Source organism: Nocardia bovistercoris, assembly GCF_015674855.1.
In the GTDB taxonomy this organism is placed as follows: domain Bacteria; phylum Actinomycetota; class Actinomycetes; order Mycobacteriales; family Mycobacteriaceae; genus Nocardia; species Nocardia bovistercoris.
In genome coordinates this window covers 453,440-479,954 of sequence record NZ_JADMLG010000005.1, presented here as the reverse complement: position 1 = coordinate 479,954, position 26,515 = coordinate 453,440, and the positions used below count along the sequence as shown (strand labels likewise).

At 69.4% G+C, this 26,515-nt stretch carries 20 protein-coding genes; 11 read left to right on the top strand and 9 right to left on the bottom strand.

The window, feature by feature from the left end:
- Window positions 1-9 precede the first annotated feature (9 nt).
- From IT779_RS15605 to IT779_RS15590, 4 genes are read right to left on the bottom strand one after another with little or no spacing between them, the layout of a single operon-like run.
- Window positions 10-1,566 (bottom strand): class I tRNA ligase family protein, encoded by a 1,557-nt coding sequence (locus tag IT779_RS15605; protein ID WP_196150016.1) that lies wholly within the window; start codon window positions 1,564-1,566, stop codon window positions 10-12.
- 30 nt (window positions 1,567-1,596) lie between these two features.
- Window positions 1,597-3,429 (bottom strand): glutamine--fructose-6-phosphate transaminase (isomerizing), encoded by a 1,833-nt coding sequence (gene glmS / locus IT779_RS15600; RefSeq protein WP_196150015.1) that lies wholly within the window; start codon window positions 3,427-3,429, stop codon window positions 1,597-1,599.
- 23 nt (window positions 3,430-3,452) lie between these two features.
- A complete protein-coding gene (locus IT779_RS15595; protein WP_196150014.1) occupies window positions 3,453-5,369 on the bottom strand; it encodes an aminotransferase class III-fold pyridoxal phosphate-dependent enzyme in 1,917 nt (638 codons plus the stop codon).
- A complete protein-coding gene (locus tag IT779_RS15590; RefSeq protein ID WP_196150013.1) occupies window positions 5,366-6,526 on the bottom strand; it encodes an acyl-CoA dehydrogenase family protein in 1,161 nt (386 codons plus the stop codon). The genes IT779_RS15595 and IT779_RS15590 overlap by 4 nt, the downstream gene beginning before the upstream one ends.
- Before the next feature lie 814 nt (window positions 6,527-7,340).
- Here IT779_RS15590 and IT779_RS15585 point away from each other — a divergent pair.
- Window positions 7,341-7,787: a hypothetical protein gene (locus IT779_RS15585; protein WP_196150012.1), complete on the top strand. Its 447-nt coding sequence runs from the start codon at window positions 7,341-7,343 to the stop codon at window positions 7,785-7,787.
- 314 nt (window positions 7,788-8,101) lie between these two features.
- On the opposite strand, the gene IT779_RS15580 is transcribed toward IT779_RS15585, so the two are convergent.
- The gene (locus IT779_RS15580; protein WP_332838812.1) at window positions 8,102-8,827 is read right to left on the bottom strand and encodes an MmyB family transcriptional regulator; all 726 of its coding nucleotides are present in this window, start codon (window positions 8,825-8,827) and stop codon (window positions 8,102-8,104) included.
- Between the two features lie 272 nt (window positions 8,828-9,099).
- Window positions 9,100-9,957, bottom strand: a complete 858-nt coding sequence (locus IT779_RS15575; protein ID WP_196150010.1) for an MmyB family transcriptional regulator — start codon at window positions 9,955-9,957, stop codon at window positions 9,100-9,102.
- Between the two features lie 736 nt (window positions 9,958-10,693).
- Here IT779_RS15575 and IT779_RS37825 point away from each other — a divergent pair.
- The 10 genes from IT779_RS37825 (at window position 10,694) to IT779_RS15525 (ending at window position 22,794) form a co-directional block, all read left to right on the top strand.
- On the top strand, window positions 10,694-11,530 hold the full coding sequence (locus IT779_RS37825; RefSeq protein WP_196150009.1) for a hypothetical protein: 837 nt from the start codon (window positions 10,694-10,696) through the stop codon (window positions 11,528-11,530).
- Window positions 11,527-12,768, top strand: a complete 1,242-nt coding sequence (locus IT779_RS37820) for a cutinase family protein (RefSeq protein ID WP_196150008.1) — start codon at window positions 11,527-11,529, stop codon at window positions 12,766-12,768. The genes IT779_RS37825 and IT779_RS37820 overlap by 4 nt, the downstream gene beginning before the upstream one ends.
- Window positions 12,765-13,958: a lipase family protein gene (locus IT779_RS15560; RefSeq protein WP_196150007.1), complete on the top strand. Its 1,194-nt coding sequence runs from the start codon at window positions 12,765-12,767 to the stop codon at window positions 13,956-13,958. Before IT779_RS37820 ends, IT779_RS15560 begins: the two co-directional genes overlap by 4 nt.
- Before the next feature lie 140 nt (window positions 13,959-14,098).
- On the top strand, window positions 14,099-14,899 hold the full coding sequence (locus IT779_RS15555) for a hypothetical protein (protein ID WP_196150006.1): 801 nt from the start codon (window positions 14,099-14,101) through the stop codon (window positions 14,897-14,899).
- On the top strand, window positions 14,896-16,752 hold the full coding sequence (locus IT779_RS15550; protein WP_196150005.1) for an AfsR/SARP family transcriptional regulator: 1,857 nt from the start codon (window positions 14,896-14,898) through the stop codon (window positions 16,750-16,752). The genes IT779_RS15555 and IT779_RS15550 overlap by 4 nt, the downstream gene beginning before the upstream one ends.
- 808 nt (window positions 16,753-17,560) lie before the next feature.
- A complete protein-coding gene (locus IT779_RS15545) occupies window positions 17,561-18,745 on the top strand; it encodes an AAA family ATPase (RefSeq protein WP_196150004.1) in 1,185 nt (394 codons plus the stop codon).
- An 87-nt stretch (window positions 18,746-18,832) separates the two neighbouring features.
- Window positions 18,833-20,431 (top strand): hypothetical protein, encoded by a 1,599-nt coding sequence (locus IT779_RS15540; RefSeq protein WP_232541760.1) that lies wholly within the window; start codon window positions 18,833-18,835, stop codon window positions 20,429-20,431.
- 387 nt (window positions 20,432-20,818) lie between these two features.
- Entirely contained in the window at window positions 20,819-21,712 is an 894-nt protein-coding gene (locus IT779_RS15535) for a MarR family transcriptional regulator (protein ID WP_196150003.1), read from the top strand.
- A gap of 103 nt (window positions 21,713-21,815) precedes the next feature.
- Window positions 21,816-22,265 carry a hypothetical protein gene (locus tag IT779_RS15530; RefSeq protein ID WP_196150002.1) on the top strand — a complete coding sequence of 150 codons (450 nt, stop codon included), beginning with the start codon at window positions 21,816-21,818 and terminating at the stop codon, window positions 22,263-22,265.
- A 217-nt stretch (window positions 22,266-22,482) separates the two neighbouring features.
- Complete coding sequence (locus tag IT779_RS15525; RefSeq protein ID WP_196150001.1) at window positions 22,483-22,794, top strand: hypothetical protein; 312 nt, start codon at window positions 22,483-22,485, stop codon at window positions 22,792-22,794.
- A 128-nt stretch (window positions 22,795-22,922) separates the two neighbouring features.
- Here IT779_RS15525 and IT779_RS15520 read toward each other — a convergent pair whose 3' ends face one another.
- The 3 genes from IT779_RS15520 to IT779_RS15510 form a co-directional block, all read right to left on the bottom strand.
- Window positions 22,923-24,374: a cutinase family protein gene (locus tag IT779_RS15520; protein WP_196150000.1), complete on the bottom strand. Its 1,452-nt coding sequence runs from the start codon at window positions 24,372-24,374 to the stop codon at window positions 22,923-22,925.
- A 109-nt stretch (window positions 24,375-24,483) separates the two neighbouring features.
- On the bottom strand, window positions 24,484-25,500 hold the full coding sequence (locus IT779_RS15515; RefSeq protein ID WP_196149999.1) for a C40 family peptidase: 1,017 nt from the start codon (window positions 25,498-25,500) through the stop codon (window positions 24,484-24,486).
- Window positions 25,501-25,507: 7 nt separating this feature from the next.
- The gene (locus IT779_RS15510) at window positions 25,508-26,449 is read right to left on the bottom strand and encodes a replication-relaxation family protein (RefSeq protein ID WP_196149998.1); all 942 of its coding nucleotides are present in this window, start codon (window positions 26,447-26,449) and stop codon (window positions 25,508-25,510) included.
- Between the last annotated feature and the right edge of the window lie 66 nt (window positions 26,450-26,515).

The window sequence follows — 26,515 nt, the reverse complement described above, 5'->3', positions numbered from 1 at the left end:
CTGGCTCGGTCACGTCCGACGCACGTATCGAGTGATCTCGGATGCGGCGAGGGCCTTGCATTGGGTGGCGGACTGAAGAGCGGACGTGTCGGGTCGTATCGGTTCGTTGTGGAGCGCGTCGATTTGAAGTGGTTGCTGGCCGAGTGATAGTGCTGTCCAGAGTGTTTCGGCCAGTTGGGGGAGGATGGGCGCGGTGAGTAGCGCTGTGCCCGCGAGCCATGTGGTGGCTTGGTGTGGGTGGCTGGTGGCCGGTGGTGGGTTGAACATCCATTCGCGGGCGACCGCTGTCGCCGCGGCGAGGTCGATGTGTGGTGGTGTGAGGTGGCGGCGTTGTTGGTCGAGGCTGCTGGTGATGAGGTCGAGTTCGGTGGCGCCGAGAGTTGTTTCGTGGCTCGCGCTCAGGGTGGGCGCGAGCTTTTGTGTCTGCCATGTGCGTAGTTCGTTTATTCGTGTGGTGAGGGTGGTGGTGTCGATGTCGCCGATGTGGTGGTCGAGGGGGAGTTGGGCGAGGGGGTAGCGGAGTTCGTCGGTGGTGATGCTGGTGTTGTCGATGAGGTCGCTGATCCAGATGCCGTGTTGTTTGCTGGTGGAGCATTTGCGGCCCTCGAAGTGGACCATGTGGTTGATGACCGTGTGGTCGAATGGTTTGAAACCCGCTGGGGCGGCGAGGATGTGGGGTGCGATGAGCCCGGCGATGGAGTTGTCGGTGCCGAACAGGCCGACGACGGTGCTCGTTGAGTTCGGGGCGAAAGCGTTATCGTGTGCCCGGCCGTGGTGGAGGTGTCCGCAGTAGAGGCTGTAGGCGTAGTAGGTGTTGGACAGGACCGTCCCCGCTGGCTGGGCATCGCTGGTGATGCCCCAGGTGCCCGGCTGTGTCAGCCGGATCCTCGCAGTGGCTCGTCGGAGGTAGTTGCGTGGGACGGTGAGGAAGTGTTCGGGCAGGCCGGTGTCGCGCAGTCGGTCGATGATGGCGTCGGGATCGTCAGGATAAGCGAACCAGGAGGGGTGGTGTCGCCAGCGGATCGGCTCGTCGGTGAGGCGGCTGTGTGGTTGGCGTAGTTCGTCGGGGTGGAAGTGGTCGCTACAGGCCGTGCAGGTGTTGCCAGCGGCGGGTGCGTCGCAGGTGGGGCAGCGTCCGGCGATCCAGACCCCGAGGAGCGGCCGTCCGCTGTCGACGCCGACGGGGATGGATTCGACGGTCCGTCGTGCGGCGCCGCGAGCACGAAGCGTGTCGAACACATCCTCGTGGAGGCGGCGGTAGGCGGCGCGATGTTGGGGCGCGAGTGGGTCTATCCAGTGGTCCAGCTCGACCCCGAGGGCGTGGAGATCGTGTCCGATGCCGCCGTGGTAGTGGCGGCAGGTTTGTTCGGGGGTGCGGTCGGGGCCGGTGGCGGCGAGTACCCAGTTCTCGTAGGCGTCGGTGCCGGTGATCACGGCGGCGGTGTGCCCGTCGCGGCGCAGTGCGCGTGCGATGGCGTCGGCGCGTAGGTAAGGGCCTGCGCCGTGGCCGATGTGGAGTCGCCCGTTGGGTGTCGGGCACATCGGTATCAGCAGCCAGTCGGCCACGGCGCAAGCTCCCCCTTGATGATGCGGTTGTCAGCGCACGGTGACCGATTTGGCGAGCGAGCGCGGTTGGTCGATCTCGCGGCCCAGATCGAGGGCGCAGTAGTAGGCGAGGAGTTGGCCCGCGACGAGTTGGATGATCAGGTCGGCGATCTCGTCGCCGTGGTAGGGCAGGGGCAGGTATTCGACGAAGGTGTTGAGGTCGTCGGCGGGCAGGTCGGCGGGGCCGATGCCGATGACCGGGCCTTTGCGTGCGGCGATCTCGCTGACGGCGGCGAGGGTGGCCGCGTAGCGGTCGGGGTCGTCGGTGTGGGAGGGCAACAGCGCCACGGTGTAGAAGTGCTCATCGATCAGCGAGATGGTGCCGTGTTTGAAGAACCCTGACGCCATGCCCTCGGCGTGGTGATAGTTCACTTCCTTGAACTTCAGCGCGCTCTCGCAGGCGGCCGGGTAGAGGATGCCGCGTCCGAGGAAGAACCAGTCCCCGACGTGGCTGTATTTCGCGGCCAACGCCTGCACCGAGGTCGAGGCGGTCGCGATGAACTCGGTCAAGGTGTCGGGCAGACGCTCCAGTGACTCCTGGTGGGCGGCGTACCGCTCGGCGCTCAACGTTCGGTTGGCGCGCCCGGTTTCCAGGGCGAGCCGGGCCAAGAGCACGACCTGGCTGACGATGCTCTTGGTGGACAGCACACAGATCTCGGGGCCGGACCCTTGCGGGAGTCGGTGGGTGGCGAGCCGTTCCTGGGTGGAGCTGGGCACGTTGCAGATGCTGGTGAGGACAGCGCCCGCGGCGAGGGCGGTGCGGCAGATCTCGAGGGTGTCGAAGGTCTCGCCCGATTGCGAGACCGCGATCAGCGGGTCTCCGGGACCGAGGACTGCCAGATATTCGGCTTCGTCGGACGGCAACGCGCTGGCTCGTATTCCGGCGAGGCTCTTGAGCAGGTATTGGCCCATCGAGGCCACGTAGAACGCGCTACCCGCGCCGATGAGGGTGACCGCGCGGTCCGGGGGCAGGACCGAGGCGAACCGCTCGGCGGGCAAGCTCGACGCGGCGGTCACAGCGGTCGGGGTTTCGTGGATCTCTTTGATCATCCAGTGCGGGTACTGGCCCTTGTCGGCGCGTTCCTGCCGCCCGGTCAGCCGGGTGAAGGCCCGGGTCACCGGTTGCACGGACCCGTGGACGGCGGCGTAGACCTCGGCGGAGTCGGCGCGTACGGCGACGATGTCGCCGTCATCGAGGAACAGGACATCGTTGCTGATGCCGTCGAGTGCCATCTGGTCGGAGGCCAGAATGCCGCGCTGCCCGTCGAAGGCGACCACGAGAGGGCTCTTGTGTTTGGCTCCCCATACGGTGGCGGGTTCGGTGACGCTGATCACCGCGAGCGCGTACTCACCCGACAGGGTCGCGGTGGTGGCGGCGATGGCGTCGCGCATCGAGGCGCCGTGTTCGAGATGGCGGGCGATGAGGTGCGCGGCGACTTCGGAGTCGGTGTCGCTGGCGAAGGTGACTCCGGAGGCTTCCAGGTCGCGTCGCAGTTGTTGATGGTTCTCGATGACGCCGTTGTGCACGACGGCCACGGCCCGGTCGTAGGACAGGTGCGGGTGCGCGTTGGCTGCGGTGACGCCGCCGTGGGTGGCCCAGCGGGTGTGTCCCAGTGCCAGGGAGGCGTCGGGAAGCCCGCTCAACCGTCCTTCTCGTAGCGCTTTGCCGATGGAGCCGGTGTCCTTGACCACAGCCAGGGTGTCCTCGGTGAGGCAGGCCAGGCCCCAGGAGTCGTACCCTCGATATTCCAGCACCGACAGTTGGTCGGCGGTCTGCCCGGTCACGATGTTCTCGGGTGAGGTCATCCCCACGATGCCGCACATATTCGGTAGGTTCCTCCGTCGGTCTACGAGCAAGAATCGGTCTGCGGAGTCAGCCGCGACGATGCGGCCCACAGTAACCCCGCGTAGGCGAGCGCGGTATCCGAGCCGCCATGCACCGGGCGTGCCGGATTTCGATAGAACTCCGCCAACCGCGCCCACACCTGCGCGCAGCGGGTGATACCGTGCCGGTCCACCATCGAGTCCAGCAGCCGTGACAGCAGATTCTCCCGGACGGGGTTCTCTGCCGGGATACACACCAGTGTTTGCAGGATCGTGAACGCTTCCTCGAACGAGGCTGCCTCATGGTGAGGACCGCTGTAGCCGAGTTCGAAATCGATGAGCACTATTTGCGACCGGTCGGTGACGACAGCGTTACCCGCCCACCGGTCTCCGATCACGATACCGTGATCGTGAGCCCGGATCACGAGTTCGTAGTGCCGCAGCACCAGCCCATTGATCAGATCGGGATCGGTACCGGGATCGGCCAGCACCGCATACAACGCCCGACCCGGTACCCAGCCGTGATCGACCGCTTGTACGCCCTCGACCACGTAGCAGATCGCCGCGCAGACGCCGATACGGTCCAAACCGACGCTCAGCTCGTGCTGCTGGCGAGGGCCACGGCCGAGCGGCTGAACACCCGGTGCCGCCGTCCTGAGCAGCGCGTCCACGTATCCGAGGTGCGGGTGAGCCCGGACGGTACGACGAACGACACAACGCCGCCCGTCCTCGGAGTGCGTATGCGCCGAGGTGCACACGGTGTCCAGGTCGGTGGCGGTGGCCGTGCTGATCGCCGCGAGCACCGACAGTCCCTCGCGCAGGTGGGGCTCGGCCAGCACGAGCGGCGGCTTGATCAACAACCGCCGACCTCGATCGGTCAGCCGGACGAACACCCCGGCTTGGGCGGCTCGCGCCGCCACTTGTACGGCCCAGGTCTCGGCCAGGCGCGGTGAGCGCAGCGTCACCGACCCGATCAGCCCGGCCTGTCGCACCTCGAAACGGTCCCGGGGGAACAGTTCGGCCAGCAACAGGCCGAATCTCTCCGCGCGATCGGACAATTCGAGGCGATGGGCGTCGAGGTAGTCCAGTCCCGCCAACGCCGCCGCGCACGAGACCGGGTGTCCGCCGCCGGTGAACTCGGCGTCGTTGTATTGCAGCACCGCCCGCAGATCGCGTCGCGCCAGCACAGCGGCCAGCGGATAGCCCGCGCCCAATGCCTTTCCAAGACAGACGATATCGGGTATCACGCCGGTCCACTCGCAGCTGAACAGGTGCTCGCCCAGCCACCCGAACGACTGCACCTCATCGGTCACCAGCAGCGTCGAGGACCGGTCACACGCGGCCCGCAACCGCCGCATCTCGGCACCGACATCCCCCTCGGGCAGCCCATGAGCCACCATGACCGGGTCCACGACCACCGCGGCGAGGTCGCGGCGAGCCTCGACCAGCCGGGTCAACGCCGCGAGGCTGGGTTCCTCGGCCGCCACCGCCAGCGACGCGTCACTCACGGCCCGACCCCGGTGCGTCGTCGCCAGCCCCAAGGTCAAGAACGATTCACCATGCCACGCGCCCGGAAGACACCCGATCCGACGACGTCGTGTGTGCAGGAGTGCGAGCTTGACGGCGGTCTCCACCGCGTCGCTGCCGTTGGTCAACTTCGCGGCGACCGTGTCGATCTCGACGGGCGCCAGGCTCGCCAACCGGTCACACAAGTCCAGGAACGGCACGCTGGCGAACCGCGAGGACGCGAACTCCATCTTCTCGGCCTGCGCGGCGACCGCCGCACTCACCGGCGAGAACCCGTGTCCCAGAGCGAGGTTCAACGTCTGAGCGGACAAGTCGATGAACTCGTGGCCGTCGGCCACGGTGAACAGACCACCGCGAGCGGCCACGATCGGCGGATAGCTCGGCCGCAGCGCCGTCACCACGCTCCGGTTCACCGAACACCCTCCCCCGCCAGCAGATCGCGCCCGAACTCCTCGAGCGCCCGCACGCTCATCTCGCCGTGCGCGGAACCGGCGACGATGTCACGCAGCGCACGCTGGCTGTAGTGCTGACGGGCCAACATCCCGCTGTCGCCGTAGCGGGCCACCAGCGCGCAGATCTCGAACGCCACCTCGGTCGCCGAACGAGCCACCGCCCGAACCCGCCGATACGTGGCCTCCTCCACACCACCCGAACCCGATGCCTGCCACCACAACCCCGATACCGTCTCCATGCCCAGCGCGCGGGCCGCGTCCAATGCCAACCGTGACCTGGCCAACTCGGTCACCAGCCCATCGGGCATCGACCGCCGAGTGCCCCGATATCGTTCGCGCACATGAGAAGTGAAGGCGCGCAACGCGCCCCGTCCCACTCCGAGCGCGAAACCCAGATGTTTGATCGCGGCACGGCGGAACCCGAAATACGCCCCGCCGCGTTCGGGTCCGGCGACCGGATACGGCCACACCCGCGACCACGGCACCACCAGATCCCGCACGCGATAGTCGACAGTGCCGGTCGCCGCCAAACCCGCCCCGTCCCAGCAGTCCACGACCTCGAACTCACCCACCGGCACCACCGCCGCCAATTGCGGTGTCTCGGGCCAGGGGCAGTAGTGCGGGCTCGCGCAGCGGCCGATCGTCAGTACCCAATCGGCATACTGCGCCCCTGTGCCGAACGGCCACCACCCATCGACGCGCACCCCGGACCGGGTCGGCTCCAGCCGATTGCCGAACCCGCGCTCCTGAAACGCGATCAACGGAAACCGGCCACCCGCCGGAAACACCTCAGCGACAGCACTGTCGGGCAGCATCGACGCCGCACGCGCCGTACTGCCCGCCAACGCCCAGAACAACCACCCCGTCGAACCATCCACAGCGCTGACAGCCTCGATGAGTTCCATCTCCGTCACCGGATCCACCTGCAACCCGCCGACCTCCCTCGGTGCCAGCGCGGCCAACAACCCCGACTCGCGCAACGCCGTCAACGCCCGCGCGGGCACCAGACGATCGCTCTCCCCACGATCGGCCGCCCCAGCCAACACGTGCTCGATCCCCGCGACCGCCGCCAGCAAGTCCGCCCGAGCCTCGCTGCGCTCACCACGAACAGTCCTCACCGCGGGCACACGATCTGGTGGATGTATGCGCCGAGTCCCGACGCGGAATTCCCTACCATGAGCCGCCACCAACTCCTCAACCGACGATGAGATCCCCTCTCGTGCAGTAGAACACGTGGGTCCGACAGACTACGAGAGAGTTGATCGAATTCTCGCGAATTGCTGACCTCGCGTGAATGGCAGCAGTGAGTGAGCGCGGGTGCTCGCGAGGTCGATCTCGCGGTCACCCGCGCGGCGAGGGCTTCGATAGCGGCCCAGACGATTTACTGGGCTCGCCCGATGCGGAGGGTGGTGCGGGCGGTGCCCAGGCTGGCGAGCGCTAACGACTCGTGCGGCCCGCCGCGACCGCAATGGCCGCGCACGGGCTACCAGACGCGCAGGTCCAAGCCGGCGAGTCTACCGGCCCACGGCAAGAACCGGTTGTTCGGATCGCTTCGAGAGTCGCACGAGAGTGCGGCGGTCCCGACGTGAGTTCCAGCCCCCTTGACTGCCGATTTTGTTTGTTTGCTTTGCTCTTTTCGACACCAAAAACGCCGAGGTGTTGAAGACCTTTTGGCGGGTCGACACGGCGAGTCTATCCAGGCACACTCTCGCATTACTCAGAAGTAACGTGGAAATTTCTGTCGAGAAGTATTGCGATTCGATACCCAACGGTAAGATACTCGCGAGTAATCTTGCGGGACAAAGGAATTCATCCGTGCGAGGTTGCTTCGAGTGCTTGCGCGGAGGGCATCTGTGGGCTTCTATGCATTGTGACAACCCTGCCGGATCGTTGCGACGGTGCCGGTACACGAGTAAGCGCGGAGGCGACGAGTTGAACAACCGCTCAAGTTCCACCCTGCCCGATTTCGGTACACCGTCGAGCCAGCAGTACGAGACTCAGGGGATACGGCTCACTCTTCTCGGGAAGCGGATTTTGACCATTGTGGGCATCATCATCGTGGGGCATGTGGTGATCGTCGCGATCCTGGCCGGTCGTGGGGCGATGGAGGCGGTCAACGCTTCGATGCTGCTCACTTCCGGTGTGGCGGTCTGTTTCATCACCCGGATTCCAGGGATCGTGAAAGCCGTCGGAGAGCTGGAACGGGGAAGGTCGGCGATATTTGTCCCTCCGTCGCGCGATGACCGCTCCGACACGGAGACGCCATCGGTGCCGCCTCGTCGGGCGATCGGCCGATCGCGGCGCAGCGATGCGACTCGCCGCCGACCGGGCATCGCGAATATCGCACGTGTGCGTCGCCGGAACGCTCGCCGCCGCTGAGACGGCCAAAGCGTGCCCCGCCGGGGGCAGCCCCTGGTGGCGGGGGTGGCTCGTAGCGCCGTGCGCCATTCGGCGGGAACGTGAGACGGCCCGTCCGGGGAGTAGTTCCCGGACGGGCCGCGATCACCTTGGAGGAAGCCGCACGTGCGACCGATTGCCGATGATCGCGGACACGACGGGGCGACTAACCGCGAGCCGAGGTGCCTGGCACCCCCCGGATCGGCGGCGTGTTTCCCGGATTCGCGCCGTTCGCCGGGACGGTGTCTGCTCGTGCCCTGGGTGGGCGCGGCCGTGCACCAGCGCGGACTTGTAGTTCAGCCGGTGGGGGCGGGTGGGTCGTAGGTGGCGTGGATGACGTGGATGTCGGTGTGGCCGCCGAATTCGTGCACCTCGAAGCACAGTGTTCGGTGTTCGTGGGTGTCGGGTGTGTGCAGGTGCATGGGGGTGGGTGGGCGGCGGCCGTAGGTGACGTGTCCGGCGGTGGTTTCCCAGAGTCGGTTGAATTCGGGGTAGGCGCGTAGTTGGCGGAAGAGGTGGTGTGCTCGGGGGGAGTCGCGGTGGTGGCCGAGTGCGGCGCGCAGGGTGGTGACGAGGCGGAGGGCTTCGGCTTCCCAGTTGTCGAGGATGGTGCGGGCGGTGGGGGTGAACAGCCAGAGCGCGAAGTTGTCCTCGACGTGTTCCAGGCCGGGCACGACGCGGTGGAAGGCGCGGTTGGCGGTGAGGACGGTGCGGAGGGGGTCGAAGTAGACGACGAGGATGTCGCGGTTGTCGTAGTGGTCGAGGTGGTCGGTGATCGCCGGGCCGCTCAGGAGCCCGCGTAGTTCGTCGGTGGAGGGTAGGGGCGCGGCGGATTCGAAGAGTTCGTGTAGGTGGCGGTGTTGCCAGGTGTCGAGGTTGAGCACGCGCAGGAGTTTGGTGAGGTTCGCTGGTGTGGGTCGGTGGCGGTTCTGGCAGATCCGGTCGACGGTGGACAGGGGCATGTCGGCGAGGCGGGCGAGGGCTTCGCGGGTGAGATGGTGTTGGAGGCGTAGGGTTTCCACCGTTTCGTGGAGAACGGGTATCCCGGCCGGTGGGCGGATCTTGCGCATCTCAGCCGTCTTGTCTCTGGGATAGTCGTAGCGAGCGGGCGAGGCGGGTGGGCGCGGTGGCGTGGTCGTGGTGGTGAGTCGGTCGGGGGTGGGGACTGGGCTTGGTCATGGTCGTGACTCCTGGTCGAGTGGGTGTGTGGACGCGCGGGATCGCTTCCAGGTGTTTCCCGGAAGAAGCGGGTGTGTGCTCGGAGCGCGTCTTAAGGGAGGTTCGCGCGGGATGCCTACAGGGGTGGTGGCGTTCCGACCCCGGGGCCGTGTCGGTCGGGGTGGTGGCGGCGGTAGCCGACGCTGAAGCGGACCGTTGGGTCGGCGCGCAGCGGGCCGAGATCGAGGGTCAGGTCGTAGCGCTCGCCGCTGTCGAGGTCGCGCAGGCGGAGCAGATCGTCGGGTCGGCGGCCGTAGGCGACGGTGATGCTGTCGGTGTCCCAGCGTGTCCGGAATTCGGGGCCGGCGTCGAGGAGGTCGAAGAACTCGCGTGCTCGTGGTGATTCGCGGTGGACGCCGAAGGCGGGGCGCAGTGTCGCGACCAGGTAGGCGGCGAAGCCGTCGCGGTCCACGACGACCTGGCGGGAACTGGGTGCGGTGCGGCCGGGTTGGAAGAACCACAGGGCGAGGTTGTCGTCGAAGTCCTCGAGACCGGGAAACGCCTCGCGGAAGCGCTGATTCGCGGCGATCAAGTGCCACAGCGGGTCGGTGTAGGCGGCGAGGACTCCGTCGCTGTCGAGGCCGTCGAGCCGTGCCTGCCGCGCGGGGGTGGCGATTCGAGTACGCAGCTGCGTCAGGGACGGCAGAACGACGGGGCGGCGGGCGAGTTCGCGGGTGAAGCGGGTCTGGTCGGTGTCGAGTTCGTAGCCGGTGATCAGCAGTGCGACCGCTTCGGGTGTGGGCGGTTCGGGACGGGTTTCGATCTGCTTGAGCAGGCTCTTGCTGATCTGTAGGCGGCGGGCGGCCGGTGGGCGTGTGAGGTGGTGGCGCTCGCGGATCTGTTGTGTCCAGCAGCGCAGGTCGGGTAGTCCCGAGGTGCGTTCGCTGGCGCGAGGTAGTCGGTGGTGGGGTGTTCGGTTCGGCGTCCGGGTCACGGCAGCCCTCCCTCTATGTCTTTCGTATTACCTCCCTCACCGGATACGGTGGAGGGTTGTTCTCCCCGAGCTGTTTTCGTTCATACCAGAGAAAGATCATCTCGCCAACGATGTTTTCCGTGGGCTAGCCGACAAGTAGCCACCGAGTGTCGTTCGGATGTGTGGCGTATTCGCGGAATAGGTGCTCGCTGGGGGTTCGCTGTCGGGAGGTTTTTTACTGACAGAATCCGTGTCCCTTTAGTCCATCGCCGCAGGCCCGGCCTCTCGCGGTGAGGGACACGGATTCTGCTAGTAAAAATTGTGTCCCTCGAAAGCCTGGTGCGACAGGGGTTTTCGGCGGTGTGATGGTAGGGCAATCGCAACCGTTCGAAAGGGAAGACCATGGATATCTACAGCATCTTGTCGCTACTGGACGCCGGGGCCTCGTTGGCCTCGAATCTGCTCTCGGCGGCCTCGCAGGCACTGAGTATCGCGCTCGCGTTCCTCTGACAAGAGGTACGAGGCCCCCAAATTGGGCGACTTCGGGGTCACCCGGCCGGCGGTAGTGCGGCCGGGGACTTCGATTCCTTCTCGCGCGCGACTCGCGCGCGGTCGTTGAATTCTCACCTTTCTTACCTTTCCCCCTCGAAAGGGGTTATTCGTCATGCACGAAAACGGGAACACACACTCCGCCGGCGAGGCCGCACGAACGCGACCGGGATACAAGGAATGCTCGGATGCCACACCACTGCTGTCGGTGCGTACGGTGGGGCTGCCGTGGGTTGGCCGCACGCTCGCTGTCGTTGTGCTCGCGGTGGCGCTGACGCCGATCGCGTTGCGGGCCACGGCCGTCGCGGTCGACCCGATCGCGGATCAGCCCGGTGTCACGACCCCGCGTCAGCCCGGAACCTCGACCGCCGCACCACCACCTCCGCCTCCACCGCCTGTGGTGGTGCCCGATCCGGCGGTGTATCCGGTACAGCCTCCCGAGGTGCGCAACGGGCCGGTGCCCCGTCCGGTGCCCGCGCCGGACCCGGCCCCGTCGGTGGCGGTGATCGACCTGCACTCCCCGGAGCCGGTGGCCCCGGTCGCGCCGATCGAGCCGCCGCCGGACACGATCCGTATCGGTACCCAGCAGTTCTACTACCCACCCGAGTTGCCTCCCGAGCTCCGCGACGGGGTCAACACCATCGCCGCCGACGCCGAGGCCCAGGCCGCGACGTTCCTGGACTCGGTCGGGCTCCCGGCCGGGCGTTCGGATCGCGTCGCCGGTGCCACCATCGCCGGGGCTGGTGTCGGTGGCGTGATCGGAGCCGCGCTGGCCGGTGCCCCGGCGGCGGTGGCGGGCGCGGTCGCCGGCGGTCTGGCCGGGGGCACCGTGGGAGGTGTCGCGGGTGCGGCGTTGGGTGTGGTGGTGCCGGTGCCGGTGATCGGCCCGGTCACCTCCGGTGTCGCCGGTACCGCGTTGGGCGCTGCGGCCGGGGCCGTGGCCGGGGCGATCGTGGCCGCGCTGCCCGTGGGCGGTGTGGGGGCGCTGGCCGGTGGCACGGTGGGCGCGGGGTTCGGTGCGGGTGCCGGGGTGGGGCAACCGTGACCGGCGTTCGTCTCTTGGCCGCGACGGTGCTCACCGCGGCGTGCGCGAGCACGGTGTGCGCCTCAGGATCGGTCGTCGCGCAACCGCCGGTGTCGGGGCCGTGTCCGGTGTTGTGGGTGTTGGGTGTGCAGGGCACCGGTCAGTCCTCCACGACGGCGTCGGCGACCGCCGATACCGGCATGGTGGGCGCGTTGTTGGGGCCGGTGGTCGCCGCCGTCCCGCATCTGGTGCAACGCACCTACGTCGCCTATCCGGCGGGGTTCGGGGGCGCGGTGGGGACCGGGGGTGACCCAGTCCCGTACGCGGCCTCGGTCGCCGACGGGGTGGCCGCGCTCGAGGCCACCGCGCAACGGATCGTCTCCGACTGCCCCGCCACGGCATTGGCCGTTGTGGGGTATTCCCAAGGCGCGCATGTGGTCTCGGACTTCGCGCGCCGGGTCGGCACCGGTGAGGCGGCGATTCCGCCCGAGCGGGTCGCGGGAGTCGCGTTGTTCTCCGACCCCGACCGCGCGCCGGGTACCCCGGTGATCCCCGGTCGCCCTGGCCAAGTCGTCCCGGACCCGGCTCCGGGGACCTCGGGAGCGGCGGTGTCGACGGTCGCGATCACCACCGCCCCCGCCACTGGTGGCGGGATCGCCGGTACGGGAGCCGATCCCGGGTACGGGGCGTTGACCGGGCGGGTCGCCGACATCTGCGTCGAGGGCGACCTCAGCTGTGCGGCACCGGATCGGGCCGCGTTGTTGCGAGTCGCCGCGGGCATCGCCGCACGCGCCGATCTCCGCGACCCGGTCGCCGCGCTCGGCTCGATCCAGGCGGTGTTGTCCGGTGTGCTCGGCGACACCTGGACCACGGTGGTGAACAACGATTTCCGGGTCGATCCCGGTGTCGTCGACTACGCCCCGGAAACGGGGCTCGCGCAGCGGTTGACCGAGGCCGCCGACCCCCGCACTCCACCACCGACCCCAGAAGATATCGCGAGCGCGTCGGCGCGGTGGGGCCGGATCACCGGCGTGGTCGCCGCCGACCCGATCGGCCAGCTCCCGAAGCTGGCCGGGCAACTCTCGGGCGCGTTCGGTCAACTGGTGGCCGAGAACGCCGATCTGTCGAATCCGGTTGTGTGGCTGCGCTATTCCGACGTGATCGGCCGCCACACCGGCTACGCGGCCACCGGTCAACTCGCTACGGGGGTGGCGTGGTTGACCGCGCTCGCCCACGACCTCGCAGGAGCACAATCATGACCAAAACAACCACCACCACAACGACCAACGGTAGCGGTAGGAGTGGGTCTGTCGAGAAGACTTCGGTGGACGGTGACTTCTACACCCCGCCCGACCTGCGCCGCTACCGGCTCGGGGACCTGATCCGGACTCGGCCGGTGTTCGTGTCGCAGCTGACCGGCGTGGAGGGGGCCTGGCAGGTGCTCTACGTTTCCAGCAACACCCGTTCCGAACTCGTGCCCGCCTCGGGCATCGTGCTCGTGCCGGACAAGCTCGCGCGTCGGGGCAAGGCCGCGATCCTGGCCTACAGCCCGGGTTTCCGTGGCCTGGGCGGGGTGTGCGCGCCGTCGCAGTTGTTGGCGATCGGTGCGGAACCCGAGATCGCGGGGATCGAGGCTGCCCTGGCGCGGGGCTGGTTGGTGGCGATGCCCGACGGGGAAGGACTCGCGGTGTCGGGGACCGGCCCGCACACCTTCCTCGCCGCCCGCGCCGGCGGGCGCATGATTCTGGACATGGTGCGTGCGGTGTATCGCGGCGCGGACCTCGACGTCCCCCTCGCCCCGGTCCTGGCTTGGGGTTACGGCGACGGTGGGAGGGCGGTGACGGCCGCCGCCGAGCTGCAGCCCTGGTACGCCCCGGAGGTGGATCTGCGGGGGGTGGCCGCCGGGGCGGTGGTCTCCGACCTGGCCGCGCTCGCGCCCGCGTTCAGTCGCGGCGCGGGCGCGGGCCTGGGGTTGGCCGGGTTGATCGGACTGGCCCGCGCCTACGACCAACTCCCACTCCGCCATATCCTGACCGTCGAGGGCCTACGCGCGATGGCGGTCGCGGCGACGTTGACCGGCGAAGAACTCGCACGACGGTTCCCGGAACCGTTGGCGCACTGGTGCACACGCAGCGATCCGTGGAACGACGTCTGGTGGCGGCGCGTCCTCAGCTTGGAGACCTTGGCCCACACCGCGCCGGTGGTGCCGGTCCACCTCTACCACGGCGGCGGTGACGGGCTCGTGCCGGTGCACTCGGGGCGCCGGACCCTGATCGCCTACCGGCAGCGCGGTACCGAGGTCAGCTGGCGCGAGTACGACGCCGGGCACCTCGCCACCGCCGGTAAGGCGAGTGCCGATGTGTTGGTGCGGTTGAGCCGCAACCTCACCGACCGGCCACCGAACAAGGCCAATGCGCTCCCGTCACCGGGACCCGCGCCCCACCCCTGACCCCCCACGAGAGGGGAATCCCTGCCCGCGACCGGTTTTCGTCGCATCCCCCGCGCCGGGCGCGGGCAGGGCCTCGGGGGGACAACCGCGCGCCCCCGGATATGGGCGCGCGATTCGACGACCACTGCCGAGGAGGCGAGATGCGGTCGCCCAAGCCGATCGATGACGCTCACGGCCGAGCACGGCTGGACCAGCCGCCCACCCCCGGCCCCCACGCGGTACCCGAGCCCACCCCCGACATTGAAGGCGATCTCGACGCGACACACGACCACCCCGGCCCCGGTCTCGAACTCGAGACCGGGGCCGGTCCCGAGCCGGGATCGCGACCACGATGGCTCACACCGGAACCCGAGGACTCGGTTCCCGAGCCCACCGCCGGCGGGCTGTGGGGCGGTGAGGAGGGCGGTGAGGGTGAGCGGCGGATGTCGGGGCGGGCACGGGCCTGGGCCGCGCTGATCGCCGTCACCGCTGTCGTGATCGGTGCCGTGGTGGCCGCCCGCGCCGACGACACCGCCCGGCAACCGCCTCGCGGCACCGCGATCCCCGTCTCCGCGGCGAGCACGACCCCGCCCGGCGAGGGCGCGTGCACCGGCCTGTCGGGCACCGTGGTGACCGATGGTCCGGGGGATCGCGCCACCGTGGCCGGGGTGATCGCCGCGTTCCAGGCCGCCTACTACCTCACTCGTGACCCCGACGCGGCGATGGGATTGGTCGCCCCCGAGGCCGGGATCACCCGTGACGGCCTCGCCGCGGGCATCGCGTCGGTCCCGGTCGGGGCCAGACATTGCGTCGCGGTCACCCCGATCTCCGCTTCGACCGCGAATGTTCATGTGGTGCAACTGAACCCGGACGGTTTGCGTGTCGACTACCTCCAACTGGTCAATACCCGCCCCGGCGAGGGCACGGCCCTGTTGATCAGCAACGTCCAGAGCCAAGGATGAGCACCACCGCAGCGTTTCGGGCAGCGAGTACCGGGCCGCTGATCGCGCTGGTCGGTATCGGACCTCGTGTCGGGGTCACCGCCACCACGGTCGCGTTGGCCCGGACCTGGCCCGGTCCCGAGACCTCGATCCTGGTCGAAGCCGACCTCGCCGGCGGGCGACTGGCCGCCCTCAACGGCGGCGACCCGTATCTGGGATCGGCGAGCCTGGCCCGCACCGTGGACCCCGACACCCCGGTCGAGGCCGACCGGGTGGCGGCACACCTGCAATTCCTGCCCTCGGGGGTGGCGCTGCTGGCCGCCCCACCCGGCCGCAGCGACCGTGTCCGTGTCGGGTTGACCCGCTCGCTGCTCATCGACGCGCGCCCCGCCCTGCGCGCGATGGGCGCGGCGGTGTTCGCCGATTGCGGTGCCCCCGAACCGGGTTCGCCGCTGACGCCGATCCTGACCGCCGCCGACGCCTGCCTGATCGTCGTGCGAGCCGACCTCGCCGACCCCGACTACGCCGCCCACCGCATCCACCGACTCACCGACTCCTGCCGCGCCAGAGGCGTGCTGCTCATCGGCGCGACCCCGCACGGCGACTACGCCCACGCCCTGGCCCTGCCGATCCTGGGAACCCTGCCCCTGGCCCGCACCGCCGCCCGCGCACTCCTGCACGGCACCCGCCCACCACGCCGCCGCCCCCACCTGCTCCCGGCCGCCAGAACCATATCCACCGCCCTACGCCGCCAACTCCAACCCCCCGCACCAGCTCCCCGGGGCGGTCCCCGCACCGCCGACCCGCCAACCCCCCGCCATCGCGGAACGCGCCGTCGCCCAGCCCCGCCGCCGACGGTCTACCGACTCGACCCGGCCACCATCACGCCAGAACCCGCACGCCCCATCGCCCCCCGCCCCGCGCCGCCCCCACCCGCCCCCGTCCCTGTCCCTGTCACCATCCCCGTCGCGCCCGCTCTCCGCAGCGACGACGGCACCGCCGAACACCCGACACCTCGCCCCGAGCCCGCTCCACCGAGTTCCGCTCCACCGAGTCCCGTGGCGCCGAGTCCCGCTCCGCCGAGTCCGGCGTCGACCGGTCCGCAGCCCGATACCGCCGAGCCCGGCCTGGCGATCACGGTGTTCGGGCCGACTCGACTGGTGTGGCGTGCGACCGAACACGGTCCGGGCGTGGACATCACGGCGCGATTGTCTCCTCGTAGTCGGGAACTGCTCACCGTGCTCGCCCTGCATCCCGACGGGCTGGGCCGGGACCGGTTGATCGATCTCGTGTGGGGCGAACTCGCCCCGGAACAGCCCCGCGGCGCACTCGCCAACAACGTGAGCCGCCTGCGCGCCGCCGTCGCTGCCGCGACCGACGGCCGAGTCTCGGCGGTGCTGACCAACGACCGCCTGCACTACCGGTTGTCCGAGGACGGCGTCACCGTCGACTACCGCCGGTTCGGCGCGGCCGTCGCCGCGCGCCGCCACGCCACCCACGACCGGGACCGCGCCGCCGCGTGCCGAGAGATCACCGCCTACGCAGGCACCGCCCTGGCCACCGACCTCACCCACCCCTGGGTCGAACCGATCCGCGAAGCCGCCCGCCGCGACACCCTCAACGCCCTGGGCTGGCTGGCCGCCCACACCGAGGACCCGCACACCACCCTCGGCCTGCTCGAAACCGCCATCGAGAACGACCCCTACAACGAACATCTCTGGCAAGAAATCCTGCGCCTGCACCACCGCCTCGGCGAACACGACGCACTCGGCCGCGCCTACACACTCCTCACCCACAAACTCGCCGAAATCGGCGAGAAACCCAGCCAAGAGACACGACGCCTCCTCGATGACCTCCGCCACAAAAAGGTATAGAGACACCTCGACCGTGCCTCCGTCGTCGTCCGGCGCGACGAAACCGCGATATCGCGATTTAATGCGAGTGGGAATAGTTAACGGTTGTCCGAGTAGCTGATCTATGTAATATTGACATATAGTCGCGGTGGGTGGTCGTTTATCTCACGAGCCCGTGAAAGAAATCTGCTTAGAATTGTATTCTCCCGGTTGAATGCTTTCTCGGAAGCGTGCCGAAAATGATCGAGTGGTCCGCGATATCGTTCGCGATCTCGGTCTGCCGATACGTGGTGTTCTTACGTGGTGGTCTTAGGTGGTGGTCTTACGTGAGGCGATCAAAACGCCCCACGTGCGGACCGCATCTGCGCTGGTGGGGAGGTATATCCCCGTCGTGTTGTCATCCAGGATTGTCTATATACAAAGCTATATAGACATGCGTCACGGGTCCGCTCGTCGCCTGTTTATTGTCGCTGTATATGCCTCTCGGATTCTCTGTGTCCATTTAGTGCCTGTCGTTTCCTCGTTCTGATCCTCTGTCCCTTCTGTTTGTTTTCTTTTCTGTCGTCGGTGTCGAATGTGTCGGTTCGGGTCGGGGTGCTGGGCGCGTTTCGTTCTTGTCTTGCTTTGCCCGTCAGGTGTACTCGCGGAAATTTCTGGAATTCGTTCGATTTTCGGGTTGTGGACTCGCCGCGAGCCGAGCTAGCGTCGTGACGTGCCCCGGAATTCACCGGGGGAATCCATGAAATCCCATTGGCGGCGTCGCTGCCCGTATGTCACGATCCGCGTGGCGGTACGTATTTCGGGTTTCGAATCCCTTTCAGGAGTTGGAATGACTGCACCTCGTTTGGCGAATGGTGAATTGCGGCGAATGGTGGCCGGCGCGCTGGCCGGCGCGCCGAAGCTCGAGCATTCCCCGCGTGAGATCGCGAAGAACCTGGGCCGGTCCTCCGGTGCTGTCGGTAACGCGCTCGAGGCGTTGACCGCTGCCGGTGAAGCCGTGCGCACCAACGATTCCCCGCGCCGCTACAAGGCCAACCGCCGCACCGCCGCCGCCGCCGAACCCGCGCCCACCACACCGCCCCCGCCCGCCGGCACCAAGCCCGCGCCCGCTACCAAGCCCGCGAAAGCCACCAAGGCCACCAAGGGTGGGCCGAAGTCCGCCACCGGTAAGGCACCCGCCGCCACGCCGGCCCCCGCGCCGGCAGCGCCGACGACCGGGCCGGTGGCGCGTCCGAACGGGTTGATGTATCACCCGCGTACGTTGGCCGGTAGCGCGGATGTGGACGTGTTGCGCACGATGCGCGCCGCCGAGGTGCCGGTGCTGTTGTACGGCCCGCCCGGAACCGGCAAAACCAGTCTGATCGAGGCCGCTTTCGGTGACCTGCTCACGGTGCAAGGGGATGGGGACACCACCGTCGCCGATTTCGTGGGCGAGTACACCCAGAAACCCGACGGCACTTTCGTTTTCGTGCACGGTCCCTTGGTCCGTGCGATGCGTGAGGGGCGGGTGCTGTTCATCGACGACGCGACCCTGATCCCGCCGACGGTGCTCTCGTGTGTGTATCCCGCGATGGACGGACGCCGCGAGATCATCATCAAGGCCAACGGCGGCGAAGTCGTGACCGCCGCATCCGGTTTCTACATCTGCGCGGGTCACAACCCAGGCGTGCACGGCGCGATCCTGTCGGATGCGCTGGCCTCGCGGTTCGCCTTCCAGGTGCAGGTCTCGAGCGACTACGACCTCGCCGCCGGGTTGGGGGTGAGCGCGAAGGCGGTGCGGGTGGCCCGTGATCTGTCGACCCGACAGGGCAAGGGCGAGATCGGATGGGCACCGCAACTGCGGGAACTGTTGGCCTTCCGCAAGATCGCGACCGCGACCGACGAGCGCACCGCCGCCGCGAACCTGATCGGCTGCGCGCCCGAAGAGGACCGCGCGGTGGTGGCGAAGGTCGTGCGAACGGAGTTCGGGACCGGCCTGTCGCCCTTGTCGCTGGGCAACCGCCTGCGACCCTGACCGGCCCCCGACATTCCCGGGCAAGCGGGGGCCGGACCGCCGGTGCGGCCCCCCTTGCCCACCATCCCCCGAAAGGACCACTGCGCCATGACCGTTCACGTGGGCACCGCCCCCACCACCCCGACCACGGCCCCCGCACCGGCCCCCACCTTGTCACCCGCCGATCACACGTGGCGTGCTTTGTCGGCCGTGCTGACCGAACACACACCGCCCATCGCCGGTCGCGACGACCTCACGGTCACGATCGCCCCCGGTGCCGGCCACGGCACACCGGCGGTGTTCTTCCCGCACCGCGCGGCGATCGAACTCGACGGCGCGCGCCTGCCGGTCGATCCGGCTACGGTGCGCCCGGAGCACGACAGCGACCGCGCCCGTTACGCGGGGGTGTGGGGTGCGTTGGTGCACGAATGCGCCCACGCCGCGCACACCCGATGGCAAGCGCCGCTCGTGGCGGACCCGGCCGTGGTCGATGCCGCCGAGTTGTTGGACGAGTCCCGGATCGAGGCCGCTCAGATCCGCCGCCGTCCCACCGACCGGCACTGGTTGCGCGCGGCGAGCCTCGAGTTCGTCACCGGTGACCTCGGCGGTGCCGAGGCCCTGGAAACCCTGCCGGCCACCCCGTACGCCGCTGGGCAGGTAGCGGCGTTGATCCTGGCCCGTGTGGACGCCGGGATCCTCACCCCCACCGAGACGGTGCCGGCGCTCGCGGCGGTCGAGGCGGTGGTGGGGGCCGTGAAACTCGAGGCGCTGCGCGCGATCTGGCGACAGGCCCACACCCTGGCCGATACCGACACCGTCGGGATGCTCGAGCTCGGACGGGCCTGGGTCGACCTCGTCGGACCGCCGTCGCGTCATTACCCCGACCCGGACTCGATGCTGGCCGAGGCGTTGTGTGAGGCCATCGCGAGCGTGATGATCGCGGTGGCTGTCGAATCGGCGCGCCTGCGCACCCACCGCCCGCCATGGCCCGAGGAACGCACCGCCGCACGGGTTTTGGCGCGCGCGTTGGACACCGCGAGCCGCCGTGAACGCGCGGTCGTCAAGTCCGGGTCGGTGCTGCCGCCGGGGCGGGTGCGCATGCGCGGCGCGGTAGCACGTGAAGCGCAACGCGCCGCCGGCGCGATCCCTACCGCCGAGATGTTCACCCGCACCACCCGCAAGGTCACACCGACACCGCCGCTGCGGATCGGTATCGCGTGTGATGTGTCCCTATCGATGCAGGACTACGTCGAATCGGTGGCCTCGGCCGCGTGGATCATGGCCCGCGCCGCGCACCTGGCGACTCTTCCCGCCGACACCGCCACGATCACCTTCGGCCGCGAGGTCCGGACCATCGTGGAACCGGGCACCGCACCCGCCGAGGTCACCGAATTCAGGGCCGACGACTATTTCGAGGTCGCCGACGAGGCCATCGACGTCCTCGACGGACACCTCGGACTCGCGCGAGGGGAGAACACCCGCCTGCTGGTGATGATCTCCGACGGCTACTTCCGCCCGCATGTCCGCGCCCGCGCCCAACAACGCCTCGACCGACTGCGCGCCGCCGGCTGCGCGGTGCTGTGGCTGACCCCCGACGACCCCGACGCCACACCGCTGCGCGGTGCCACCGTACACACCCTGACCGACCCCGCCGCCACCATCCAAGCCATCGCACGCGCGGCCACCACCGCCGTACGCGACGCGTAACCCACCACCGGGGGCGGGCGTGGCCCGTCCGCTCCCGGTACCGGTGTAACCGCCTCGCCCGTGTCCCGCCGCCACCGCGCCTCGCGGTGGCGGCGCTCTCGCGTCCGGGCCGCTGCCCCTCGCGCCCGGTGTCGGGCTCGCTCGAGCCACACGAGATGGCCAATCCCTCTCGTGCGGTTCGTGTTTCGGCGTGACGAGAGGAATCGGGGTGCCGGAAATTTTTTCGGTGACCGGCTTGACAGCGGCACGGGTATCGAGCGTCCATGGGGACGGAAGCGATGCCGAACCCGCCCGGGGCGTTCCCCGGGTGCCGGTGTTGTTTCCGTCCCGGCCGGGACATGACCGAACACCCATCCGATATCCCGAATTCCGGGGAAGGAACCCGTCATGTCCGCACGTAAGAACAGCACGACCACCACCCGCGCCCAACGCACGAAACCCCGCACCACCGAACCGAACCCCACCGCCCCCACCACACCCGCCGCCACGGCCCCCGTCGCTACGGCCCCCGCCGCCACGGTCGGCGGCGGCGGGCAGGACGGGCTGGCCGGTGCGGGCGCGTCCGTCGCGCCGCGTACCGACACCGAGAAGGCGTTGTGGGCCGCGTTGGACACCCATCCCGCGACCAGCGCCGATCACTTGGCCGGTGCGGCAGGGCTTTCCGGGTCCACCGTCCGCCGCATCCTCACCGCATGGGAGACCGGCGGGATCGTCCGCTCCGACCGCGACCCCGAATCGCCCCGCGCGGCCAAAACCTGGACCACCACCGGACCGACCACCGAGACCGCCGACCGACCGACCGCCGACCACGCACCCGAACCGATCGCCGATGACACGCCCGAACCGGTGGCCGGTGAGCCGACCGAACCCGAACCCGACTCCGCGCCTACCGAACCCGCGCCGTCACCGGAACCCGACACCGACACCGACACCGCAGCCGCTACCGTGCCGCCGGAATCGGCCCCTGTCGCGCCCACGAGCGGTGACACCACCCCACCGGCCCCCGATACCGCCCCGGCGGGTCCGGACCCGGCAGCGGGCGGGGACGAGACGACGGCGGCGGTGGTGGTGGTGGAGAAGTTGGCTTCGGGGGCGTTGCGGGGACAGGTCGAGGACTACCTGCGCGATCACCCCGACCAGGAACACACCCCGCACCAGATCGGCAAGGCCCTGAACCGGTCCAGTGGCGCGGTCCACAACGCCCTGGCCAAACTCACCGCCGACGGCACCGCCCGCCGAACGTGCGAGGCCCCCAAACGATTCACCCTCGCCACCGCCTGACCACCGGCACCCGCCCCACGAAGGACCCGAGGGCGCCTCGCGCCCCGGGTCCCCCGAGGCAGGCCCGTCTCATCTCGTTCGACTTTCTCGAAAGGTTCCACCCGTGTTCGATCTCAACGCCTCGGCCACCATCGCGGCGGCCCTGCACACCGTGTTCGCCACCTCCCCCCACGCCCCCGACAGCCTCGAGATGTGGCTCGATGTCACCGCCGAAGCCACCCGCCGGCTCTCGAGCTTCCCGGCCCCGACCGGGGTGTCGTGGCTGCCGGTGTTCACCTCCTACCGCTGGCAGCGCACCGACGCCGAATACCATCTGCCCACCACCGCCGTGCGCATCACCAGCGGCCGGCTGGCGGGGTTGACCTACACCGACCCTGACACCGCCGCCCGCGCGGTCGTCACCGCCTACCCGACACCGGCCCCCGACACCGACCCCGACGACGACGGTGGGGTGGTCGAGTTGTCGGCGCTGGTGCCGACGTGGCGGCTGCCCGCCGTCGCGGTCCCGGCCCCGCTGACCGAACCCGCCACCGTGCCGGCGGCGACCCGATGAACCGCTGACCCACACACGAAAGACGGCTGGTGCGATCGAGGTTCGACACTCGATCTCACCGGCTGTTCGAATCGAGCGCCGTGCGGGTCCGGGCCGACTCGCACGGCGACGCGGAGATTGGTTTCCCATGAGCGGACTCGAGTACGGCACTCGCCGTCGAGGGGTTCGCGCACCGATATCGGGTACGTCTTCAAGGAGCCGAGAACAGATGCGCGTGATGAAACGGACGAAAACTCACGACGAGTACGGCGCGGTCGCCGAGGGGGCGACGCTGTCGGGAAACACGTACGTGTCGTTGCGGTCGCGCGAGGGCACCGCGTGCGGGCGCGTGCTGCTGATGACACCGCAGAAATGCAACCACGGCATCACCATTTGTGAGCGGTGCGCGGACTCGTGGGAGATCGACCACGTGGTGCACTACGCGCGCACCGCCGCCGGTCGCGCGCTGCGCGAGCGCCTCGACCACAACGGGCGCGACACCGCGCCCGCCGCACCGCCGGCACCCGACGTGACACCGCCACCCGGGTAGACCTTCGGCCACGACGGCGCGATGCCCGCACCCCGGAACAGGGTGCGGGCATCGCGGCGTCATGGCGTGCGGGATGAATCCGGTGGCGGGTTCGGCTGTTTCGGGCTGCCGGGCGAATGTGCCCGGGTTCACCGTGTGTGGTCGATGGCGTGGTCGAACCAGTCCGCCAGCACGGCCGTGGCGCTCGTGTGGTCCCCGGCGGGGGTGTTGGGGGTCGTGTCGCCGCCGTAGCGGGCCGGATCACCGGCCGCCGAGCCGGCGGTGGTCGGGGTGATGGGTGCGGTGTAGGAGTCGGCCAGTGAGAGCAGCCGGCCGCCGGTGAACGCCGAGGCGGTGCCCGCGAGCAGGTCGGTGGCGACCGGAGCGAGGTCGGTCACCGCGAGCAGGGCGGTCAGTGGGTCACCGGCGGCCAGCGCCGCGAGGGCGGTCCAGGCCACCTCCTGAGCCCGCCCGAGGGCGGCGGCGATGCGGGTGATGTCCAGGCCCGCGAGCAGCCCGACGACCTCGGCCGCGACCGCGAGACCACCGGTGGTGTCCAGCGGCGCGGCCATGGTCAGGGCGCGGGCCACCAGGCGCAGGTCTATACCGGCCGCCATGGCGACCAGGGGGTGGAAGCGGTTGTTGAGGTCCCCGGCCACCTGGTGCAGGCCGGGGATGTCGCCCGAGCCCAGGAGTGCGGGGAGCCGGGCGAGGTCATCGACGATCGCGGGCACGTTCGCGGTGAATCCCGACAACCCGTCGAGCACGGTGACCACCTGTGCGAGTACCCGCGACGGGTCGAGCCCGGTGATCGGGGCCGCGCTCGTCGCCGATGTCGGCGTGGGTGTCGGTGTCGAGGCGGGGCTCGCGGTGGTGGTCGGTGTGGTGGGGGCTGGATTCGGGTCGGGGTCGGTGGGGCGGGGCTCGACGGGGATCGAGGTCGCGACGCGGGCCACCGCGGCGAGGGCGGGCGACTTCTGGGGCGAGGTCGCGCAGTACGGGTCGTCCTCGACGCAGAGGGTACGGACCCGGTCGGCGAGTTCACCGAAGTCCCGTGGACGCGGGCCGGCCAGACCCTGCCCGGATGCGGGGGTGCCGAGTTGGGGTGTGGCGGGATCGCGGTGGGGATCGGAGACGAGTCCGACCGCCACGACCCGGTCCGCTGGTATCGGTCCTTGGTGGTGGCCGATCGTGGTGGCGAGGTCAGCGACGGCGTCGGCGCCGCGAGCCTGGCCCGCCGCCACCACCCGTGTGCCCGAGCACAATCCGGCCACGGTCGCGGTCAGAGTCGCGGCGATGCCGGTGGTGTCGGGGCCGGTCGTGAGCGTACGCACGTCGATGTCGCCGCCGTAGCGGGCGGTGAGGCCGGTGGCGATAGGATCGAGTGTTGCCGCCGACGAGGCCATGGCGGTCGGGCTGGTCTCCCACGTACCCGGGACCAGGACCGCCGTCCAGCGCGGGCAGGACCCGGGGGCCGGTGTGGTCGGTGGCGCGGCGGTAGCGGTACCGGCCGCCGTGGCGGTGGCGAGGGCGGCGCACAGCAGCACGCGAAGGAATCGACGGCGGATATGGGCGGGGAGAGGGGTGTCGTGGGTGCTCATGTGTTCTCCTGTCGGGTGTGAGTCGTTGTCCCGGTGTCGGATTCGTGACCGTGAACCAGTTCCGAGGGGAGTGTCGTGTTGGTCGTGGCCGGGTAGCTGCCCTCTCGGGTCATGGTCGGTTTCCTGAATCCTGTTGTGCTGGTGCGGGAATAGCGGCGGGTCTGGTGGCGTCGTAGTAGTCGTCTCCAGGCCAGCGGTAACCACTCACCTGGACTTCCTGCCCGAAATCCGGTGCGTGCACCATGCGCCCGCCGCCGAGGTAGATCCCGACGTGATGCACGTCGACGGCGGTCCCGTAGAACACGAGATCACCAGGGGCGAGCTGGGTTTCAGGGACACGAGGGCCGATGTGGATCTGGTCGTAGGTGGTGCGCGGCAGCGGGATTCCGGCGGCGGCGTAGGCGGCTTTGGTGAGCCCGGAGCAGTCCCAGCCGCCGTCGCTCTCGGGGCCGTTGCCGCCCCACACGTACGGGAGCCCGAGCTGCGCGCACGCGAACGAGATCACCTGAGCGGCGGTCGGGTTCGGGGCGATGATGGTGTGGCAGTCCCCGCCGCCGGTCGAGGTGGGGGCGCGGTAGGCGGCGGCTTGGTCGAGGACCTGGTCGACGTACCAGTCGGCGTGGTTGTAGGCGAAGATCGCCGCCCGCATATCGGCGGGTGCCCCCGAGTCGCACAGGTAGTGGGCGGCGGCGTGCACGGCGTCGTGAGGGTTGTAGCGCGAGGGCGGGTTCGCCCCGCCCGCCGGCAGCGGATGCCGGGCGATCACGGCGTCGAAGGTGGGTGCCAGGAACTGCATCGGCCCGCCTGCTCCCGACGAGTTCTCGCCCGAGGTCACGCCAGGTAGTGGGGAGCGTCCGTGGTCGGTCTCGATCTTGCCGATCGCGGCGAGCACCGACCAGTCCAGGCCGGGACACACCCCGGCCGCCTGTTGGTAGAGCACCAGCAGTTCCGGTGGGATGTCCTCGCGCGCCGCCGGGCTCGGGGTGCTGCCCGCCCCCGGCGCGATACCGGGGGCGGGGGTGAGTGGAGGTCGGTCGTAGACGAGGGCGGTGGTGACCACGGTGGCGATCACCACGACGCAGAACACGACGGCGGCGTATCCGGCGGCGAGGGTTTTGACCAGCATGAGCGGGTCACCAGTAGTGCGGGGTCGGTGGTCGCGGGGGCGGTGCGGTGAGCATGATCCGTCCGGCGAGGGTGCTCGGGGTCTGTGTGGTGTCGAGGTCGGTGTCGGGCGGGGTGCGGTGCGGCCAGGTGGTGGCGAGTTCGTGCAGGTGTGCTCGTCTGGTTGTGGTGGTGTCGAGGGGGAGCCAGATCTGGTCGGCGGGGCTGAGGTGCGGGAGGGGTGTGAGGAGTTCGGCGGCGGCGGTGGCGACCGGGACCGCGTTCGGGTCGGGGAGTCGTTGCCAGGTGCGGGCCACGGCTTGGCGGGTGTTGGTCTCGCGGGTGGTGGTGGGCAGCCAGAACAGGACGGGGGTGATGAGGCCGGTGGTGCGGGCGAGTTCGCTGTAGCCGTGTAGCTTGGCCGCGACGCGGGGTAGGGCGGTGGTGGCGAGGTCGTATTCGAGGAAGAAATCGAGGACCGCGCCGGTGTGGGTGTGGGTGTAGCGGCCGAAGGCGTCGGGGCGGGTGAGGTCGCCCCACAGGCGTTGGCAGCGGGTTTGTGACCACCACGCCTCGACCCGCCCACCACCGCCACCATCGTCGTGGTGGCGGTGGGCGCTGGTGAGGGTGCTGAACCAGGTGTTGACCCCGATGGTGTGGGTCAGGTGCAGGCTGTGGGCCACGGCGAGGGTGTGTTGGTGGTTGTAGCCCAGCTCGCGCACGCCGATCCCGGCTTCCGCGGCGAGCACGGCGGCCCCGGTGGGGGCGAGGATCCAGTGCGAGGGCGCGGTGCCCCGCGTGCGTAGGGGCCGGAATCGGTCCAGGACGCCGTGGTCCTGGAGCAGGGTGAGTCGGCGTAGGGCGATCTTGCGGGTCGGGAAGGCGAGGTCGTAGAGCTGGTTGGTGGTCAGGACGCGGTGCTCGTGCAGCATCCGCAGGACCCACCGGTCGCGGTCGGTCAACCGCGCCACCAAGGCGACGGTATCGGCCACCGATACCCGCGGCCGAGCCGGACGCGGAGCGCGCGAATCCTTCTG

Excerpts from the sequence above, each read along its gene's own strand:
- glmS (WP_196150015.1), bottom strand. The coding sequence starts at position 3,429 with ATGTGCGGCATCGTGGGGATGACCTCACCCGAGAACATCGTGACCGGG.
- IT779_RS15560 (WP_196150007.1), top strand. The coding sequence starts at position 12,765 with ATGACCAAAACAACCACCACCACAACGACCAACGGTAGCGGTAGGAGT.
- IT779_RS15555 (WP_196150006.1), top strand. The coding sequence starts at position 14,099 with ATGCGGTCGCCCAAGCCGATCGATGACGCTCACGGCCGAGCACGGCTG.
- IT779_RS15550 (WP_196150005.1), top strand. The coding sequence starts at position 14,896 with ATGAGCACCACCGCAGCGTTTCGGGCAGCGAGTACCGGGCCGCTGATC.
- IT779_RS15545 (WP_196150004.1), top strand. The coding sequence starts at position 17,561 with ATGACTGCACCTCGTTTGGCGAATGGTGAATTGCGGCGAATGGTGGCC.
- IT779_RS15540 (WP_232541760.1), top strand. The coding sequence starts at position 18,833 with ATGACCGTTCACGTGGGCACCGCCCCCACCACCCCGACCACGGCCCCC.
- IT779_RS15535 (WP_196150003.1), top strand. The coding sequence starts at position 20,819 with ATGTCCGCACGTAAGAACAGCACGACCACCACCCGCGCCCAACGCACG.
- IT779_RS15525 (WP_196150001.1), top strand. The coding sequence starts at position 22,483 with ATGAAACGGACGAAAACTCACGACGAGTACGGCGCGGTCGCCGAGGGG.
- IT779_RS15520 (WP_196150000.1), bottom strand. The coding sequence starts at position 24,374 with ATGAGCACCCACGACACCCCTCTCCCCGCCCATATCCGCCGTCGATTC.
- IT779_RS15515 (WP_196149999.1), bottom strand. The coding sequence starts at position 25,500 with ATGCTGGTCAAAACCCTCGCCGCCGGATACGCCGCCGTCGTGTTCTGC.